We start from the raw sequence: 18,065 nt of genomic DNA on the forward strand, positions 1-18,065 counted from the left end.
ACCCTTGACTTCGGAGCCTCTGCGGCCCCTGAGTGCAGCTTTCGTCGGGCAGGCTCCGCCTGCCCTCTGCCCGACGCGCCGCCCCCACCCGTCCAAGAGCCGAAAATGCCCACTGCTCTTTTTCGTCCGGCTGGGCGTAACCCGATCACAACATGATCGCGGTACCGGCGTCCGGCCAGCGAAAACGAAGAATCCCCTGGTAGACGACTTGATCACCACAATCTCGACGTCCGAACCAGAGGATCCTGCGTGCTGTTCTATCGCGCTGCCGCCGATTTGTCGCGTGGAACGCTGAACTACCTGGCCGGAGCGATCCGGCGGCACCGCAAGGCGGTCGGGTCGGCCTGGCGGCTGCTCAACCCCCGGGCAGCAGGCCCTGCTGGTACTGGTCCATCTGCGCAAGGGCGAGACCTTCGCCGAATCGGGGGCTGGGTCCGGGGTGTCAACAAACACGGCCTGGCGGTACGTCCAGGAGGCGGGAGGCGCTGCTGTCGTCGCGGTCACCAAGCTGGGAGCGGTCCTGCGCCAGGTCGAACAAGACGGGCTGCACCTACTGGTGCTGGACGGCACGCTCATCGCCACCGACCGCGTGCGCGTCGCCCGGCCCCACTACTCGGTCAAACACCGCTGCAACGGGATGAACGTGCAGGTCATCACCGGTCCGGACGGGGACGATCTGGTGGACATGGGGGGCGATGCCCGGCCGCACGCACGATCTGACCGCCGCGCGCCTGTGGGGAATCCTGCGCAAGCTGGACACCGCCGGGATCATCACGCGGGCCGACAAGGGCTATCAAGAAGCCGAGGCCTGCGTCGTCGTCACCCCGTACAAGGGGCGCGACAAGCCCGAGTCCCAGAAGCAGGCCAACCGCGCGCACGCCAGGCTCCGTGGACCCGGTGAACGCGCAAACGCCCAGCTCAAGAGCTGGCGAATCCGCCGCAAGCTCTGCTGCAGCCCCAGCAAGGCCGGCCACCTCGTCAAGGCCATCGCCGTCCTGCAGAACTACGAAGCCACCCGAGGATGAAAATGGGTCACTCACCCATCCGTTCGATGTGCGATCTTGCGAACAATGGGTGGGGCCTGCTAGAGGTCGATCTTGGGTCTGAATGGGTGGGGGTCATTGGAGGGCAGGTATGCCCGAATTGTCTGGCATGCCTTCTGTTTGGGGTGGGCTAGGTTTCGGGGGTGGCGTTAGGGTGACAATATTCAGGCTTCTATTCGGTGGGATATTGAGGTGGGGCAGGTAAAATCGGGGTTGTGGAAGTGGTCGGGGTCGATGTTGCTGGAGCGTCCACTATTGAATTGGTGAACGCCGCTTCGGCGATCGCGGCTGAGCTTGCCCGCCGGACTCCGCCGGAATCCCCGGCGGCCTGCATGGAACTCGCCGAGGCCCTCGCCGCGACCGGCGATATGCACGAGGCCGCACTGGCGGGATTCGTCGGCGTCGTCGACCGGGGACGCGAAGTGCAGCGTTGGGGGTTTCCCTCCACCCGCGCATGGCTTCGCTCCCGGCTCGGAATGCGTGACGCCCGCGCCAAAGAACGGCTGACCCTGGCCCGCCAGCAGCACCGCCTAGAGGACGTGTCCAGGCGCTGGGCAGCAGGTGAAATTTCGGCTGGCCACGCCGCGACCATCGCCGGTGCGGTCGCCCGGCTGGACGATGACGACTGCCGGGCCGCTGAAAAGATCCTGCTGGGCATGGTCGACCAGGGGTTCTCAGCGGGGAAGATCGCTTCGTTCGGCCGCCGAATCGGGGACGTGATCGCTGAACGCGATGGCACCGAGCCTGCTCCGGACGCCGATATCCGACGGGGCCATGAGCAGTCCTGGATCGATTCGACGCGCTCCCTGGACGGCGGTCGCTATATCAAGGGCTGGCTCAACGCCGAAGACGCCGCCGTCTGGGACGGCACCCTCGGCCCGCTCGCCAAACCGGCCGGGACCGACGACACACGTGACCTGTCCCAACGCACCGCCGCCGCACTCAGCTCGGTAATGTCGGGCGGACACAAGGCCACCAAGGTCACCGTCATCTGTGACTTGGACACTCTCACCGGCGGTGCGGCACCCGCCCGGCTCGCCGACGGAACCGCGATCCCCGCCGCCCAGGCCCGCCGCATCGCCTTGGCCGCCGGAGTCGCGCCCCTTTTGCTTGGCCAGGGCGGCCTTCCCCTCTACCTCGGACGCACCGAACGCTTCGCCAGCCCCGCACAGCGTCGCGTCCTAGAGGCCCTCAACCCAACCTGCGCCGTCCAAGGATGCGAAGTCCCCGGAACGTTGTGCGAGGTCGACCACGTCAACGGCTGGGCTCTCGGCTCGCCGACCGACATCGACCAACTCACACTCACCTGCGGATGGCACAACAGGTACAAAGCCTCCAACCCGGACCGCATCGATATCTCCCGGGGACCGGACGGCCGCTACACCTACCGTCTCCACCCACCCGGGCCCAGAACCGTTTCCGCCCCTGGCCGCCCGCCACCCTGGCAACAAGCCGCCTGATCACAACGCCGCTCCCGCTCCAGCCGCCAGCAAAGGCCATGCCCTGTTCCCCGCCGCCGGCTCGCGGTTCCCGGGAGCGGCGCAACCCCCGGCTGGCCTGCATTGCCGACTGCTCGCCGTGGCGGCAGCGCGGCCCGTCTCGCCTGGCGGTTGCCTGGTCGTCGCGGCGCAGCCTCTGGCCAGGCCGGTGGATGGGTTGCCCTGCGCCGCCCATTCACCGCCGTCGCCCACGGGCGCTCTGAGGAGCATGTTCGTGGCCCGCATTTGCCGACTGCCCGCCGTGGCCACATCACGGCCCGTCCCCCCAGCGGCTCGACGGTCGTCGGGGCGCAGCCTCTGGCCAGGCCGGTGGATGGGTTGGCCCCGCGCCGCCCACTCACAGCCGTGCCAAGGACGCCCTCAGGAAGATGTTCGCCGCCATCCCAACGCGTGACGATCGCGAACCCCCGGCATCCGCGATGCTCATTGCCCGGCAAGACACCCCAACCCTGCTCACTTGGGTGCCCAAGTCCGCCCAATCGTGGGTGCGCATTTCCCCGGCAACTGTGCGCGCCCTGATCCTGGTACCGCAGACCATCAACCGGCCGGTCGGCCTGCCCCACAAGCTGACTGCCGATATCGCCGCCGGGACCCTGCGCGGGGTGCGTCCCGGGGCTCGAGCTTGATCGCATGCTGCCGGCCCTGGCGGTGGACCTGTCGCCGAACCGGGCACCGCCCTGACCGAACCACAACGGCATCGCTGACCTTCCGGCCGCGAAAATCCCGGCCCGGACGGCCGGGTTCGCCTCCTATTGCGGCGTCGCGCCGCTGGACGCTTCCTCCGGAGACCTTAAACGGCACCGTCGTGGCGGGCCGTTGATCGACAACCGCCAAAATCCGCCGTCAGACCGCTCAGCAGGCTGAAGCGACGGCTGTGCGTTGACGGAACATGATCAGAGATTCGGCTGCCTCTCTGCTTGTCGCGGCTTGGCACAGAGAGGTGCCTTAACCGGACAGGCCCTCGGCCAACGGCGCAGCTCGGTCTCTGTGTTGGTGTTGTCGGCGCGGCGGGCGTGGGCGCAGTGGTGGCAGGGTGTGGTGCTGGCCGAGGGCGTCCGGTGCGGGGTCGGTAGGGTCGGGGGTGGCATGAACTGACGCGGGGTGCCCCCTTGTGGGGAGAATCGGGAAGCCGGTGTGAATCCGGCACGGGCCCGCCGCGGTGACCGGGGAGCTGCCGTCCATGCGCGTTTGCGCAGCCACTGGCCTTACGGCCGGGAAGGCGGGCGGTCGAGTGTCGATCCGGGAGTCCGAAGACCGGCCTCGCTACGACGACGCAGCGGGAGCCTGCCCATGAACCTCTATGACGCCATCCACCGCCGCCGTGATGTGCGCGCCGAGTTCACCGGTGCGCCGATTCCGCAGGACGTCCTTGAGCGGGTGCTCGCGGCGGCTCATGCCGCGCCCAGTGTGGGGCTCTCGCAGCCCTGGGATTTCGTCCTGGTGAGAGATCTGGGGGTGCGGCGTGCCTTTTACGAGCATGTGCAGGCGGAGCGCGCTGTGTTCGCGGCGGGGCTGACGGGTGGCGACAAGGAGCGCTTTGGTCGGATCAAGATCGATGGGGTGTTGGAGTCCAGTCTGGCGGTCGTGGTCACCTACGACGCGGCGCGCGGTGGGCCGGCGGTTCTCGGGCGGCATGCCATCGCGGACGCGGGGTTGTATTCGGTGTGCCTGGCGATCCAGAACTTGTGGCTCGCGGCTACCGCTGAGGGTCTTGGGGTGGGATGGGTCTCGTTCTATCGGGAGCCGTACCTGCGGGAGCTGCTCGGCATTCCCGCGGCCATTCGTCCGGTCGCGTGGTTGTGTCTTGGGCCCGTCACCCGTCTGCAATCTGCTCCGGATCTCGAACGGCACGGGTGGTGGCGTCGTCGGCCGCTGGAGGCCGCTCTGCACCATGACCGGTGGTGAGGCGGACGGCCATGTGGACGAGGAACAGCACGCCTGCCAGTAGGTAGCAGTTCGCCACGGGGGTCAGGAGCGGGTTGAAGCCGTATTCGAGCGGGTGGCCGTTGTGGGGCGTCCACCAGAGGGGTGAGAGGACGAAGAGGGCGTAGGCGGCCAGTGCGGTCTTGTGGTTCTTGTTGCGGAGGAGCACTGCCAAGGCGGGGACTATCCACACCCAGTGGTGCGTCCACGAGACGGGTGAGACCAGAAGGCCGGTCGTGCCCGTTACCGCTGTGGCGCCCAGCCAGTCGCCCCGTTTCGCCCATAGGGCGGCGACTGTGAGTCCGACGGCGGCGATTGCTGGGGGAATGGCCGTGTACCAGTCGCCTACTTCGGTCGTGTTCCACAGGATGCGGGTCAGTGCGCCGTAGGGTGACTGGTTGCTGATGTAAGGGACGCCTACGCGGGACGTGTCGTAGAAGGTGTGCAGCCAGTAGAGGCGGGACGCTTCTGGTGCGACGGCGTAGGCGAGCAGAGTGCAGGTGGCGAAGGTTGCGGTGGCTGTTGCGGCGGCCCTTGTGCGTCGGCTGATCAGGAGTAGCGCGATGAAGATTGCGGGGGTCAGCTTTATCGCGGCTGCGATGCCGATGCCTATTCCTGCTGGACGGCCTTGGGCTATGCGGTGCATGTCCGCCAGGACCAGGGCTAGGAGGAACAAGTTCACCTGGCCCAGGAAGAACGTGTGCCAGACCGGTTCGAGCAGCAGGCCGGCCGCTGCTACGGCTATGAGAGGGGCGCGGCGGCCGGCTAGTTCCAGCGTTGTGCGGCAGGCCCATACGAAGGCCGCTAGGGAGGCCAGTTGCCACACCACGCGGGTGACGGTCAGGGGGAGTGCGGAAAGCGGCGTGAACAGGGCGGCCATGAATGGTGTGTTCGTGAACCAGTGGTCGGCCAGCTGTTCCTCGTAGAGGCGGGAGCCGTTCGTTATTGCGTCTCCGCCTAGCCGGTAGATGCGGAAATCGAGCGAGTCGTACAGGACGGAGAAGACCGCGATCGCCAGGACTTCGGCGGCCAGTATCAATGACACTCGACGCTTCATGGTGCCAACGGTGTCGAGGGCGGGGCATAACGGCATCCGGCCGTCGGCCATATTCGCCGGAAGTGCTGTAGCCCCGGGGACTAGGCCTGCGGGCTAATGTGCGGGGCAAGATGCGCCGGTTACGATCGCGGCATGTCCGCCCTGCCGCTGAGCCGAATGCGCAGCATCACGTGGACGGTCCTCGCGTGGTCGGGCGCCGTCCTGTATCCCGGCTTCCTCTTTGTCACGGTCAGTAATGGGCACGGTGGCTTCGAAGGGCTGGAAGTCCTGATCTCGGCCGCGCTCACGGTCCTGGTGGCGGGTCTGCTGCTGCGCCGGCCGGTGGCGGCGCACGCGATCCTTGCGCTCGCCTGGACGGCGGCGCTGATGGAGATGCCGAACGGGGCGGTCGCCGGGCTGTACCTGCTGCTCACCGACCTCGGCGCCGGGTACATCGCGGCCACTCGCAGGCGGCGGGTCTCTGTCCCCGTCGCCGTCTTGACCGGCTTCCTGCAGGTCGCGGCCGTCGCCTCCTTCATGTTCCCCAGCGGCGTCTTCTTCCTGACGGTCGTGCTGGCGATGCTCGTCACGTGGATGGCGGGTGACGCGCTGCGGGTGCGGTGGGCGCACGCCGAGGCGATGCGGGCGCAGGCCACGGCGCGGGCCGTCGCGGACGAGCGGCTCCGCATCGCCCGCGAGCTGCACGACATGGTCGCGCACAGCATCGGGATCATCGCGATCCAGGCGGGCGTCGGCGGGCGGGTGATCGACACGCAGCCTGCGGAGGCGCGCAACGCGCTGGACGCCATCGAGGCCACCAGCCGCGAGACGCTGACGGGGCTGCGGCGCATGCTCACGGCGCTGCGCAAGGACGACCCCGCCCCGCTCGGCTCGGCGCCCGGCCTGGACGGTCTCGACCGGCTGGCCGAGGCGACGCGGGACGCGGGCGTCACCGTCGTGATCCGCACCGAAGGGGAGCGCCGGCCCCTCCCGCCGGATGTCGATCTCTCCGCCTACCGGATCGTGCAGGAGGCGGTCACCAACGTCGTCCGCCATGCGGGTGCGGACGAGTGCCGGGTCACGATCGGCTACCGCGACGGCGAGCTGGACGTCGAGGTAGCGGACGACGGGCGCGGCGGCGTGGTCGGCACCGGCTACGGCCTCGTCGGGATGCGCGAGCGGGTGGCTCTGCTGCGCGGCGAGTTCGCCGCCGGGCCGCGGCCCGAGGGCGGGTTCCGGGTGGCGGCGCGCATCCCGCTGGCGGGACGATGACGGTCCGCATCGTCCTGGCCGACGATCAGCCGCTGATCCGCGCCGGGTTGCGCGTCCTGATCGCCGACCACCCCGACCTGGAGATCGTCGGCGAGGCCGGGACGGGCGCCGAGGTGGTGGAGCTGGTGGAGGCGGTCCGCCCCGACGTGGTCGTCATGGACATCCGCATGCCCGACATGGACGGCATCGAGGCGACCCGGCGCATTACCACGGCCCGCGTCATCATGCTGACCACGTTCGACGACGACGAGTACGTCTACGGGTCGCTGAAGGCCGGCGCGAGCGGCTTCCTCGTCAAGGACATGGCGCTGGAGGAGATCCTCGCGGCCATCCGCGTCGTCGCCGCCGGGGAGGCGCTGATCGCGCCGAGCGTCACCAAGAGGCTGATCGCGGAGTTCGCGGCCCGCCCGGAACCCGGGCCGGGGCCGGGGCGGGGGGACGGGCCCAGGCAGGTGGAGGGGGCCGGGCGGGTGGACGGGATCACCGACCGTGAGCGCGAGGTCCTCACGCTGGTCGGGCGCGGCATGTCCAACCAGGAGATCGCCGGGGAGCTCTTCATCAGCGTGGCGACGGCCAAGGCGCACGTCGCCCGGCTGCTCGCCAAACTCGGTGCCCGCGACCGCGTCCAGCTCGTCATCGCCGCCTACGAGCTGGGCCTCGTCGCGCCGCCTACGGGCGGTAGTACTACCTGACGTGGTGACCCGCGGACCCGTCGGATAACCTTGAAGGCGTGAAGGGTCTGGGAGAGCTTGAACGCACGGTCATGGAGGTCCTCTGGGAGCGGGAGGACGCCGGCCTGGAGGCCGCCACCGCCCGCGATGTCAGCCGCGCGCTCGCGAGCGACCGGGATCTCGCGCACACTACGGTGATGACCGTGCTGGACAGGCTCGCCAAGAAGGGCTTCCTCGAGCGCGAGCGCGACGGCCGCGCCTGGCGCTACCACCCGGTCGCGAGCCGCGAGATGTACGTGACCGAGCTGATGCTGGGCGCCCTGAACGAGACCGGTGACCGGGACGCCGCCCTCGCGCACTTCGTCCGGTCGGTGTCGCGGGACGAGATCGATGTGATCCGGCAGACCCTCGCGGGTCTCACGAGCAAGGAACCACCGGCATGACCGGCGCCGCCCTGCTCGCTCTGATCTCCCTCGGGACCATCGGCGGGGCGCACTTCCTGGCCCGCGCCCGGTGGACGTGGCGGGCGCCGCGCATCGGGATCGCGCTCTGGCAGGCCCTCGGGCTGTGCTGGGGCGTCGCCACGATCGGCGCCCTCCTCGGTCTCGCCCTCCTCCCGTACGGCAAGGGCGTCCTCGGCGGGCTGCCCGGCCTGTACGACGACCAGGCCGCCAGCCTCAACGCCGTCCAGGTCGCCTCGCTGCTCGGCGCGATCAGCCTCACGGCGGTGCTGCTGGTCATGCTGATGTTCGCGGTGGTCCGCGTGGTGCGGGCTCGGCGCCGGCACCGGGCGCTGCTCGCGCTGGTGTCGCGCCGCGACTCGTCCGTGCCCGGCACCCTCGTCGTCGACCACCCCGGCGCCGCCGCGTACTGCGTGCCGGGCGTCCGCTCGCACAAGGTCGTCGTCAGCGCCGGGACGCTGCAGCTGCTCGACCGCGGCGAGCTGGCCGCGGTCCTCGCGCACGAGCGCGCGCACGCGCGCGAGCGGCACGACCTGGTGCTGCTGCCGTTCGCGTCGCTGCGCCAGGTGTTCCCGCAGTTCCGGCTGGTCGGACGGTGCCTGGACGCGGTGGAGCTGCTGATCGAGATGGCCGCCGACGACCGGGCCCGGCACGGCCGCCCGGCCCGCGAGCTGGCGACGGCGCTGCTGCGGTTCGCGGCCGCCCGCCCGGCCGCCGCCCCGTCCGGCACCCTCGGCGTCGCGCACGGCGACCTCCCGGTGATGGCGCGGGTGAACCGGCTGCTGGAGCCGCAGCCGGTGTCGCGGAAGGTGCGCCTCGCCGCGGCCGCCGCCGTCCCGGTCATCGCGGGGCTGCCGCTGCTCCTCCTCGTCCTGCCGCATTAGCCCGCGACCGCATTAGCCCGCGACCGCATTAGCCCGCGACCGCGCTAGCCCGTGGCCGTGCTGGTCCGCGACCGTGCTAGTTCGCGATGACGGTGCCGTAGAGGCGGGTGGCGCGCAGGCGTATCACCAGCCTCCTGTCCTCGGCCATGTGCTCCAGGAACGCCCGCTCGTCCGCCGGGTCGGCGAACCCCGGTGTCATGGCGAGCAGCTCGCGCCCCACCGCGTCGCCGGGCTCTTCGGATATGCCGGACAGTTCGGCGGTGCCTTCCGCGACCGCGAACGACATGTGGTCCGGGCTTGCCGCGTGCAGCGCGGCGCGCGGGTCGCGGCGGAGCTGCTTCACTTTCGCCCGGTCGGCGGTCGTGGAGATCCGCGCGACCCGCTCGTCCGGGTCCCACGTGTAGGCGACGGTCGTGAGGTGCGGGTGGCCGTTCGGCCTGTTCGTCGCGAGGACGGCGAACCGGTGCTCGCCGAGGATGAGCACCAGGTCGTCCTCGGTGATCGGCTTGGGGCCGGGTCCCCGGCCGGGGCCGTACTCGGTCATCTCGGTCTCCTTCAGGCGTTGGCGGGGACGTTCTCGGCGGGGGACGCGGTGGACGCCGGAGGCTTCGGGCGGCGCAGGACGAGCAGGGACACGGCGAGCGCGGCCGTCAGGAGGGCGGCGGAGATGCCGAACGCCAGGTGGTAGCCGCCGGCGAGCGCGGCGGCGGTGCCGCGCCCGTCCGCGCGGAGCGCGGCGGTGCGGGACGCGGCGAGCGTGGTCATGACCGCGACGCCGAGCGCCATCCCCACCTGCTGGACGGTGTTGAACAGGCCCGACGCGATGCCAGCGTCCTCCGGGCGGGCGCTGGACATGCCGAGCCCGGTCAGCGACGGCAGGACGAGCCCGGCGCCGGCGATCAGGACGAAGGCCGGGAGCAGGTCGGTGGCGTAGCGGGCGTCCACCGGGACGGTCGTCAGCCAGGCCATCGCGCCGGCGAGCAGCACCAGCCCGGTCGTCAGCACGAACCGTTCGCCGAGGCGGTTCGACAGCCGCGCCGACGCGAACAGCGACACGGCGCCGATCGCGACGGCGGCCGGGAGCATCGCCAGGCCGGTGCCGAGCGCGCTGTAACCCAGGATCTGCTGCATGTAGAGGGCGACGATCACCTGGAACGAGAACATCGCCGACAGGGTGAGCAGCTGGACCATGTAGGCGCCCGACACGTTGCGGGAGCGCAGGATCCGCAGCGGCATCAGCGGGGTCGCGGCGCGCGCCTGCCGGACCGCGAAGCCCGCGAGCAGGACGAGGGACACCGCGCCCAGGCCCAGCGTGTGCGAGGACAGCCAGCCGTGGCTCTCGACCTTGACGACGGTGTAGATGCCGAGCATCAGCCCGGACGTGGCGAGCAGCGCGCCGGCGACGTCCGCGCCGGCGGCGAGGCCGATGCCGCGGTCGCGGGGCAGCGCCGGGAGGGCGAGCAGGACGGTGGCGAGCCCGATCGGCAGGTTGATCAGGAAGATCCAGTGCCAGCTCAGCGCGTCGGTGAGCACGCCGCCGAGCACCTGCCCGATGGACGCGCCGGCCGCGCCGGTGAAGCTGAAGACCCCGAGGGCCTTGGCCCGCTCGCGGGGGCCGGGGAAGAGCGTCACGAGGATGCCGAGGACGACCGCCGAGGCCAGCGCGCTGCCGACGCCCTGCAGCAGGCGGGCGGCGATCAGCAGGCCGGACGTGCCGGCGGCGCCCGCCAGCACGGACGCCGCGGTGAAGACGGCGTTCCCGAGGAGGAACAGCGTGCGGCGGCCGATGAGGTCGCCGAGCCGGCCGGCGAGGAGCAGCAGGCCGCCGAGCGGGATCAGGTAGGCGTTCATGATCCAGCTGAGCCCGGCGGGGGAGAAGCCGAGATCGTCCTGGATGGCGGGCGCCGCGACGGTCACGATGCTGCCGTCCAGGATCGTCATCAGCATCGTCGCGGACAGCACCCCGAGCGCCGCCCAGCGGGAGCGGAGCGGGGCGGTGAGCCGCGACGCGGATTCGGAACGGGAGGTGGAAGGACGGGTCGTCTCCTTGGCCATAGGAGAGACCGTAACAGATAGTTTTGTTAGAGACGATCCTTGACGGACTTATTTTTGGCGCTGCCGGACCCTGCGGGCGGGCAGCGGGCTCTCCACCGGGGTGCTCAGATGGCCCTCGGCCAGGGCGGTCAGGGCGCGGACGAGCACCTCGCGCTCGTCGGCCGGAAGCGAGCCCAGCGCCGCCTCGTGCACGCCGTCCACGATCTCCTGGCTGCGGGCGGCGACCCGCGCGCCCTCCTCGGTGACCGCGATGATCCTGGCCCGCCGGTCCGTGGAGGACGGGCGGCGCTCGGCGAGGCCGGCCTTCTCCAGGGCGTCGACCGTGACGACCATCGTCGTCTTGTCCATGTCGCCGATCTCGGCCAGCTGGATCTGGGTGCGCTCCCCCTCCAGGGCGTGGACGAGGACGCAGTGCATGCGCGGGGTCAGCCCGATCTCGGCGAGCGCGGCCGTCATCCGGGTGCGCAGCACATGGCCGGTGTGGTCGAGCAGGTAGGACAGGTCCGGTTTCGTGCGGCTGGGGGACATCGAGGTCATGCGCCCAGGCTACCCAATTGGTTCCGTTCTGGATTATCTGTGAGCAGCCGTTTCTCGTCGTCTATGCTGGGTGCCGTGAACCGCATCGCGTGTCTGGGCTGGTGGCCGTCCTAGGACGGCCGACACTCGCGCACGCCATCGGGCCGTCCACTGGACGGCCCTTCTCTCTTCTTCCGCGGGGTCCGCCGGTGGCCGGCCGACCCGAGACGGAGGAGAGACCATGGAGACCACCCCCGAAGCCCGGACCCGGGAGCTGGAGGCGCGGATCGCCGCCGACCCGGGCGCGTTCCGCATCCTGACCGGCGACCGGCCGACCGGGCCGCTGCATCTCGGCCACTACTTCGGCACCCTGGCGAACCGGGTCAGGCTGCAGCGGGCCGGCGTCGAGCTGCTGCTCGTCATCCCCGACTACCAGGTGCTCACCGACCGGGACGTCGCCGACCGGCTGTCCGAGCACGTCGAGGGGCTCGTCGCCGACTACCTGGCCGCCGGGATCGACCCGGCCGCGGCGACGGTCTTCCGGCACAGCGCCGTCCCGGCCCTGAACCAGCTCATGCTGCCGTTCCTGTCGCTGGTGACGGTCGCCGAGCTGAACCGCAACCCGACCGTGAAGGACGAGATCGCGGCGTCCCGGCAGGCGTCGGTCAGCGGGCTGATGTTCACCTATCCCGTCCACCAGGCCGCCGACATCCTGTTCTGCAAGGCGAACCTCGTCCCCGTCGGCAAGGACCAGCTTCCGCACCAGGAGATCACCCGGACGATCGCGCGCCGCTTCAACGAGCGCTACGCGCCGGTCTTCCCGGTGCCGGACGCGCTGCTGTCCGCCGCGCCGCTGCTGCTCGGGACGGACGGCCGGAAGATGGGCAAGAGCCGGGGCAACGCGATCGCGCTGTCCGCCGGGCCGGACGAGACCGCCCGGATGATCAGGCGCGCCGTGACCGACGGCGACCGGCACATCACCTACGAGCCGGACACCCGCCCCCAGGTGTCCAACCTGGTGCTGCTCGCCGCGCTGTGCCAGGACCGCGACCCGCACGACGTCGCCGCCGAGGTCGGCTCCGGCGGGGCGGCGGCGCTCAAGAAGGTCGTCGCGGACTCGGTCAACGAGTTCCTCCGCCCGATCCGCGCCCGCCGCGCCGAGCTCATCGCCGACCGCGCGTATCTGCGCCGCGTGGTGGCGGAGGGGAACGACCGGGCCAACGCGATCGCCGACCGCACGCTGGAGGAGGTCAGGGCGGCCATGGATTCTTGAACGATGGATCCCTAGCGGGGGGCGATGCCGCGCAGGACGACGGCGACCAGGCCGTCCACGGCGTCCAGGGGCACCCGGTGCGCGAGCTCCTCGCCCTGGAACAGCACCGACAGCACCGGCTCGTGGCACGCGCCGACGATCATGGACGTGGCCGCGTCCACCGGGGCGTCCGGGGCGAGCCGGCCGAGATCGCGCTCGGCCCGCAGGTAGGCGGCGAGGCGGGAGCGCCAGTCCCGCTCGCCGCCGCTCAGCGCGGAGAACCGGGCGAGCACCTCGGGCTGCGCGACCAGCCCGGCGACGGCGGGCAGCAGCGCGTTGTGCGCGACCAGCCCGTGCCGGACGTACGCGCGCAGGTTCTCCTCGATCGTCCCGCTGCCGGGCTCGGGCAGCGGGTCGAGCGAGCGCTCCACCGACTCGGCGCGTGCGCGCAGGGCGTGCGCGAGCAGCTCCTCCTTGTCGGCGAAGTGGTTGTAGAGGACGCCGTCGGCGACGCCGGCCTCCCGCGCGATCGCCCGGACGGTCAGGCCCGCCGCGCCGCGCTCGGCCATCATCCGCTCGGCCGTGGCGATCAGGTGCTCGCGCAGGGACCGGTCGCCGGCGCGCAGCGCGGCCGCTTTTCGAGGTGACATCACCCCGGATCGTATTCGCCGAGATCGAACCCGTGGGCGGCGAGTTCGGGGAGGAAGTCGGGGCCGACGGCGTCCTCGATGTGCCGGACGCCGGGCGGCATCCCGTCCAGCCGCCGGACGACCAGCGCGGCGGCCAGGCCCGTCGCCCGGCTCTGCCGCCGCCCGGAGAACGACCGCACCCGCTCCCCGGACTCGACCGCCACGGCGAACCCGTCCCCGCCGACGTGGACGTGCCGGAGCGCGGCCCGCAGCGGAGCCGCGTCCCGGACCCGCCTGAGCCGGGGGAGGAGCGCGGTCAGCGCCCGCGAGTCCAGGCAGAGGCCCGTCCGGACCCGGCCGGGGAGCGTGTACTGGTCGGAGAACGGGAACCGGTGGACGGTGCGGGTCCCGTAGGGCGGCGGGAAGCGCATCCGCCAGGATTCGCCCACCTCGCCCAGGGAGTCGAGCGTCCACTCCACGGCGCCCGGCCCGTGCTGCTCGCCGGTGCCGATCAGGACGCCGATGTCGACGTCCGCGCCGCCGAATCCGTGCGCGAGCAGGTTGGTCACCCCGGGCGCGAGCCCCACGCTGAGCACGGCCGTCGCCTCGGTCGCGTCCAGCCTCTCGATCCCGGCGAGCACCTCGTACGACGCGGACACATCGACGTAGTGGACGCCGCGTGCGAGGCACGTCTCGGCGACCCGCACGTTCTCGGTCTCCGCGCACATGACGACCGCGTCGGCGTCGAGCCGCTCGATGTCGTCGCTCCGCAGATCGAGGCGCATCGGCGTCGCGCCCTCGACGGTGCGGGCCTTGGCGAGGTCCCGGCCCGCGACGACGATCTCCGGCACGTGCCCGCGCAGGCCCGCGACGACCTCGCGTCCCACGGCCCCGTATCCCCCGAGGACGGCGACCCGCTTCATCGCCGTGCCGCCACCAGCCGCGCGGTGCTGCGCAGCCGGACGGCGCCGTCCCGCTCGAACCGCGCCATCACCTCGGTGAGCGCGTCGACCAGCTCGCCGCTCTCGCCGTAGTTGTAGCGGATCGGGCCCCAGCCGGCGAAGAACTCCGCCGCGTCGCGCGCGTCCCGGCCCCAGATCTGCTCGGCGTCCACCAGGCGTGTGCGGACGTCCTTGAACCCGGCGCCCTCAAGGACCTCGCGGACGCGGTCCGGATCGGCCAGCGACAGCGGCCCCTGATGCCCGATCGGCGGCTCCGCGCGCGGCGGCAGCGCGGCGAACACCTCCCCGAGGTCGGTCTCGCCGGGCGGCGTCATGACGACGAACGCCACCCGTCCGGCGTCCCGCAGCGCCCGCCGGACGTTCCCGAACGCCGCGACCGGATCGGCGAAGAACATGACCCCGAACCGGCTGACCGCCACGTCGAAGGCGCCGTCCGGGAACGGGTGGACCTGGGCGTCGCCCTGCTCGAACGCCGCGTTCGCGACCTCCTCCGCGGCGGCGAGCGAGCGGGCGCGGGCGAGCATCGGCCCGGACAGGTCCACGCCCGTCGCGCCGCCGAGCCGGGCGCGCCGCGCCGCGAGCCGGGTGACCTGCCCGTTCCCGCACCCGATGTCGAGGACGCGGTCGCGCGCCCCGATGGCCGCCGCGTCCAGCAGGACGTCGTTGAAGCCGCTGTTGACCGCGTCGTAGCGGTCGTGGTGGCCGGCCCAGTGCCGGCCCTCGTATCCGTTCCAGGCCTCGGCCTGATGGGTGTTGACGATGTCCGCCATGCCCCCTCCTTATGAACGTCTGTTCATGAACGTACGTTCATGACGTGCCGTCCGTCAAGGCCGCGATGAATGCCGTACCCGCCGGGCCGGTCGTGCGCGGGTGCAGCACCTCGGTGCGGTGGACGATCCGGGGCGCGCGCACGGGCACCTCCGCCAGCCCCGGACGCCCGGCGAGACCGGCCGGGAGGAGCGCCGGCCCGTGCCCCGCGGCGACCAGGGCGACCAGCAGCTCCACGTCACCGCCCTCGCAGGTGAGGGACGGGCGGAAGCCGTCCCGCGCCCCGGTCGCCCGGCGCAGCGCCGCCAGCGGCACGGCGACGTCCGGGGCGTCCAGCCACAGCGCGTCCACGAGATCGCGCAGGTCGAGCCCCGGCCGGGACGCCAGCGGATGCGCGGCGGGCAGCACGACCGCGAGCGGGCGCTCGGCCACCGCGACGGCGGCGACGGGGACGCCGGCGTCCAGCCGCAGCGGGTCGCTGGGCGCCGCGATGCCGTCCACGAGCCCGATGTCCAGGTCCCCGGTCGCGACGGCGGCGTCGATTCCCGCGCGGGGCAGGACGCGGACGGCGGCCTCCAGGCGGGGATGCGCCCGGCGGGCCGCGGCCAGCGCGCCCGCGACATGGGCGGCGGCGAGCGGGGACGCGCCCACGCTGAGCCGCAGCCGGGGCGCCGCGGTCAGCCGGGCGATCTCGGACCGCGCCGCCCGGAGCCGCAGCAGGATCGGCCCGGCGTGCTCCAGCAGCCGCGCCCCGGCCTCCGTCGTCCGCACCGGGCGGCGGTGCAGGAGCGTCGCCTTGAGGTCGTTCTCCAGTGACGCGATCTGCTGCGAGACGGCGGCCTGCGTGTATCCCAGCTCGTCGGCGGCCGCCGAGAACGAGCCTGCCCGGACGACGGTGACGAACGTGCGCAAGAGGTGAGGATCCACGGAGGATAAGCATCGCTTATCGACGCATCGGAAATCATCGTTGGCGCTTGTGCTCGGTCGAGGGCCAGGATCGGCGGCATGACCTTCACCGCACGAATCGCCCTGGTGGGGGAGCGATCCCCCAACGTCCAGTCCCACGTCCGGATACCGGGCCTGCTGGAGGCCGTCCGCGAACGGGACGGTCTCCTCGTCGAGGCGTATTGGATTCCGACCGATGAGGTGGGGGACGGCCTGACGGGCTTCGACGGGGTGTGGCTGCTGCCGGGCAGCCCCTACAAGAGCGAGTCCGGTGCGGTGGCGGCCGTACGGTCCGCCAGGGAGGAGGGGATTCCCATCCTGGGGACGTGCGGCGGCTTCCAGCACATGCTGCTCGAATACGCCCGCAACGTCTGCGGCCTGAAGGAGGCCAAGCACGCTGAGAACGGGCCGGGAGGGAACGGGCCCGCCGATGATCTGCTGATCATGCCGCTGGCCTGCTCGCTCGCCGGACACGAGGCGGAGGTCGCGGTGACTCCGGGCTCGTTCGCCGAGCGGCTCATGGGGATCCCGCGCAGCGTCGAGCGCTTCAACTGCGCGTTCGGCCCGAACCCGGCGTATCTCGACGTCCTGCGCCGGAACGGCCTGCGGTTCACGGGCCACGACGGCGACGGCCAGGTGCGCATCGCGGAACTGCCCGGGCACCCGTTCTACTTCGCCACGCTCTTCCAGCCGGAGCTGGCCGGCGACGGCACCCGTCCGCACCCGGTCATCGCCGCCTTCGCCGCCGCCGCTTCCCGTTGACGATCCCGGCGGCCCCCGAGTAGCTGCACCCGAGTAGCCGCACCCGAGTAGCGGCACCGGAGTAGCGGCACCGGAGTACCCGCGCCGCCTCCGCATCGGTGAGGATAGGCGGATGAACCGGCCACAGCTCCACCATCGCGTCCTGATCCCGGACGCCATGTGCATCCCGGACGTCATGTGCATCCCGGACGTCATGTGCATCACGGACGGGCGGAGCCTTCCGTGCACTCCGCGCACGACGGCGGGGGCGTGGCCGCTGTGACGATCGGCAGGAGGGCGCTGAACCGGGCGCTGCTGGCGCGCCAGATGCTGCTGGAGCGGCATGACATGCCCGTGCTGGACGCAGTCGAGCACCTGGTCGGCATGCAGGCGCAGGCGCCGAACCCGCCGCACATCGGGCTGTGGAGCCGCCTCGCGGACTTCGCGTTCGGCGATCTCGGCGCGCTGCTGGCGGAGCGCCGCGTGCTGCGGATCGTGCTGATGCGCGGGACGCTCCACCTGGTCAGCGCGCGCGACGCCCGCGCGCTGCGGCCGCTCACCCAGCCGATCCTCGACAACCTCCTGAAGGCGCGGGCCGCCGAGCTGGACGGCATCGACCTCGACGCGGTCACCGCCCACGCCCGCGCGCTGCTGGAGGACGAGCCGCGCACCGACAAGGAGGTCCGCGCATCGCTGGCCGAGCGGTGGCCCGACCACGACGCCGATCTGCTGGGCTGGGCCGTCCGCCTGCGGCTGCCGCTGGTGCAGACCCCGCCGCGCGGCATCTGGGGCGCCTCGGGGGTCGCGCGGCACACGACGCTCGACACCTGGCTGGACGGGCACCCGCCCGCCGAGACGACGCTGGACGATGTGGTGCTGCGCTACCTGGCGGCCTTCGGGCCGGCGAGCGTCCGGGACGTCCAGCGCTGGTCGGGCCTGACGCGCCTCGGCCCGGTCGTCGATCGGCTCCGCCCGGGGCTGCTGGAGTTCCGCGACGAGAACGGCCTGGTGCTCTACGACGTGCCGGACGCGCCGCGTCCCGGCCCGGACGCGCCGGCGCCCGTCCGCTTCGTCCCGGACTTCGACAACCTGCTGCTCTCCCACGCCGCCCGCGCCCGGATCATCAGCGAGGAGGACCGCAAGCGGGTCTTCACCGTCAACGGCATCATCCGCGCGACGTTCCTCGTGGACGGCTTCGTCCACGGCATGTGGAAGATCGAGAAGAAGCGCGGGGAGGCGGTGCTGCGCATCGACCCGTTCCGCCCGGTCCCGAAGCGGGAGCGCACCGGCCTTGAAGAGGAGGGCATGCGCCTGCTCAGCGCCGCCCATCCGGAGGCCGAGTCGCACGCGGTCGAGTTCCTCCGGCCCTGAATCGCCGAGCCGGGGGGCGGGGCCGAGCCGGGGGGCG

At 71.7% G+C, this 18,065-nt stretch carries 19 protein-coding genes, 1 pseudogene and 1 riboswitch; of the genes and pseudogenes, 12 read left to right on the forward strand and 8 right to left on the reverse strand.

Annotated elements, in window-relative coordinates; all coding sequences use genetic code 11:
* The first annotated feature begins 249 nt into the window (after positions 1-249).
* The 4 genes and pseudogenes from ABTW95_RS32830 (at position 250) to bluB (ending at position 4,447) form a co-directional block, all read left to right on the forward strand.
* Positions 250-1,025, forward strand: a pseudogene (locus ABTW95_RS32830) (transposase).
* Between the two features lie 233 nt (positions 1,026-1,258).
* Positions 1,259-2,503 carry an HNH endonuclease signature motif containing protein gene (locus tag ABTW95_RS32835; RefSeq protein WP_500228320.1) on the forward strand — a complete coding sequence of 415 codons (1,245 nt, stop codon included), beginning with the start codon at positions 1,259-1,261 and terminating at the stop codon, positions 2,501-2,503.
* A gap of 407 nt (positions 2,504-2,910) precedes the next feature.
* Positions 2,911-3,168, forward strand: a complete 258-nt coding sequence (locus ABTW95_RS32840; RefSeq protein ID WP_500228321.1) for a hypothetical protein — start codon at positions 2,911-2,913, stop codon at positions 3,166-3,168.
* A 456-nt stretch (positions 3,169-3,624) separates the two neighbouring features.
* Positions 3,625-3,819, forward strand: a riboswitch (cobalamin riboswitch).
* A 13-nt stretch (positions 3,820-3,832) separates the two neighbouring features.
* Entirely contained in the window at positions 3,833-4,447 is a 615-nt protein-coding gene (gene bluB / locus ABTW95_RS32845; RefSeq protein WP_396454582.1) for a 5,6-dimethylbenzimidazole synthase, read from the forward strand.
* On the opposite strand, the gene ABTW95_RS32850 is transcribed toward bluB, so the two are convergent.
* A complete protein-coding gene (locus ABTW95_RS32850) occupies positions 4,356-5,522 on the reverse strand; it encodes a glycosyltransferase 87 family protein (RefSeq protein WP_500228322.1) in 1,167 nt (388 codons plus the stop codon). The two genes, bluB and ABTW95_RS32850, sit on opposite strands and share 92 nt — an antisense overlap.
* A 132-nt stretch (positions 5,523-5,654) precedes the next feature.
* Here ABTW95_RS32850 and ABTW95_RS32855 point away from each other — a divergent pair, with 132 nt between their 5' ends.
* From ABTW95_RS32855 to ABTW95_RS32870, 4 genes are read left to right on the forward strand one after another with little or no spacing between them, the layout of a single operon-like run.
* On the forward strand, positions 5,655-6,773 hold the full coding sequence (locus ABTW95_RS32855) for a sensor histidine kinase (RefSeq protein WP_500228323.1): 1,119 nt from the start codon (positions 5,655-5,657) through the stop codon (positions 6,771-6,773).
* Entirely contained in the window at positions 6,770-7,465 is a 696-nt protein-coding gene (locus tag ABTW95_RS32860; protein ID WP_500228324.1) for a response regulator, read from the forward strand. Before ABTW95_RS32855 ends, ABTW95_RS32860 begins: the two co-directional genes overlap by 4 nt.
* 38 nt (positions 7,466-7,503) lie before the next feature.
* The gene (locus ABTW95_RS32865; protein WP_396450580.1) at positions 7,504-7,887 is read left to right on the forward strand and encodes a BlaI/MecI/CopY family transcriptional regulator; all 384 of its coding nucleotides are present in this window, start codon (positions 7,504-7,506) and stop codon (positions 7,885-7,887) included.
* Positions 7,884-8,789, forward strand: a complete 906-nt coding sequence (locus ABTW95_RS32870; RefSeq protein WP_396450578.1) for a M56 family metallopeptidase — start codon at positions 7,884-7,886, stop codon at positions 8,787-8,789. Before ABTW95_RS32865 ends, ABTW95_RS32870 begins: the two co-directional genes overlap by 4 nt.
* 76 nt (positions 8,790-8,865) lie before the next feature.
* Here ABTW95_RS32870 and ABTW95_RS32875 read toward each other — a convergent pair whose 3' ends face one another.
* The 3 genes from ABTW95_RS32875 to ABTW95_RS32885 are packed head-to-tail and all read right to left on the reverse strand — an operon-like array spanning position 8,866 to position 11,381.
* The gene (locus ABTW95_RS32875; protein WP_500228325.1) at positions 8,866-9,333 is read right to left on the reverse strand and encodes a PPOX class F420-dependent oxidoreductase; all 468 of its coding nucleotides are present in this window, start codon (positions 9,331-9,333) and stop codon (positions 8,866-8,868) included.
* An 11-nt stretch (positions 9,334-9,344) separates the two neighbouring features.
* Positions 9,345-10,844 carry a DHA2 family efflux MFS transporter permease subunit gene (locus tag ABTW95_RS32880; protein WP_500228326.1) on the reverse strand — a complete coding sequence of 500 codons (1,500 nt, stop codon included), beginning with the start codon at positions 10,842-10,844 and terminating at the stop codon, positions 9,345-9,347.
* Between the two features lie 48 nt (positions 10,845-10,892).
* Positions 10,893-11,381 (reverse strand): MarR family winged helix-turn-helix transcriptional regulator, encoded by a 489-nt coding sequence (locus ABTW95_RS32885; RefSeq protein ID WP_396450572.1) that lies wholly within the window; start codon positions 11,379-11,381, stop codon positions 10,893-10,895.
* Between the two features lie 220 nt (positions 11,382-11,601).
* Between ABTW95_RS32885 and trpS the strand changes: the two genes are divergently transcribed.
* Entirely contained in the window at positions 11,602-12,633 is a 1,032-nt protein-coding gene (gene trpS / locus ABTW95_RS32890) for a tryptophan--tRNA ligase (RefSeq protein ID WP_396450570.1), read from the forward strand.
* 11 nt (positions 12,634-12,644) lie between these two features.
* Here the strand turns inward: trpS and ABTW95_RS32895 are convergent, their stop codons facing one another.
* From ABTW95_RS32895 to ABTW95_RS32910, 4 genes are read right to left on the reverse strand one after another with little or no spacing between them, the layout of a single operon-like run.
* A complete protein-coding gene (locus tag ABTW95_RS32895; RefSeq protein WP_500228327.1) occupies positions 12,645-13,262 on the reverse strand; it encodes a TetR/AcrR family transcriptional regulator in 618 nt (205 codons plus the stop codon).
* The gene (locus ABTW95_RS32900; RefSeq protein ID WP_500228328.1) at positions 13,262-14,164 is read right to left on the reverse strand and encodes a saccharopine dehydrogenase NADP-binding domain-containing protein; all 903 of its coding nucleotides are present in this window, start codon (positions 14,162-14,164) and stop codon (positions 13,262-13,264) included. The genes ABTW95_RS32895 and ABTW95_RS32900 overlap by 1 nt, the downstream gene beginning before the upstream one ends.
* Complete coding sequence (locus ABTW95_RS32905; RefSeq protein WP_396450565.1) at positions 14,161-14,973, reverse strand: class I SAM-dependent methyltransferase; 813 nt, start codon at positions 14,971-14,973, stop codon at positions 14,161-14,163. Before ABTW95_RS32905 ends, ABTW95_RS32900 begins: the two co-directional genes overlap by 4 nt.
* A 37-nt stretch (positions 14,974-15,010) precedes the next feature.
* Positions 15,011-15,883, reverse strand: coding sequence for a LysR family transcriptional regulator (locus ABTW95_RS32910; RefSeq protein WP_500228329.1), 873 nt, complete (start codon positions 15,881-15,883; stop codon positions 15,011-15,013).
* Between the two features lie 93 nt (positions 15,884-15,976).
* On the opposite strand from ABTW95_RS32910, the gene ABTW95_RS32915 reads away from it, so the two are divergent.
* The 3 genes from ABTW95_RS32915 (at position 15,977) to ABTW95_RS32925 (ending at position 18,028) form a co-directional block, all read left to right on the forward strand.
* Positions 15,977-16,678, forward strand: coding sequence for a CTP synthase C-terminal region-related (seleno)protein (locus ABTW95_RS32915; RefSeq protein WP_500228330.1), 702 nt, complete (start codon positions 15,977-15,979; stop codon positions 16,676-16,678).
* 112 nt (positions 16,679-16,790) lie between these two features.
* Positions 16,791-16,940, forward strand: coding sequence for a hypothetical protein (locus ABTW95_RS32920; protein ID WP_396450560.1), 150 nt, complete (start codon positions 16,791-16,793; stop codon positions 16,938-16,940).
* Entirely contained in the window at positions 16,928-18,028 is a 1,101-nt protein-coding gene (locus ABTW95_RS32925) for a winged helix DNA-binding domain-containing protein (protein ID WP_500228331.1), read from the forward strand. The genes ABTW95_RS32920 and ABTW95_RS32925 overlap by 13 nt, the downstream gene beginning before the upstream one ends.
* The last annotated feature ends 37 nt before the right edge of the window (positions 18,029-18,065 follow it).

This window comes from Spirillospora sp. NPDC127506, assembly GCF_040302145.1.
In the GTDB taxonomy this organism is placed as follows: domain Bacteria; phylum Actinomycetota; class Actinomycetes; order Streptosporangiales; family Streptosporangiaceae; genus Spirillospora.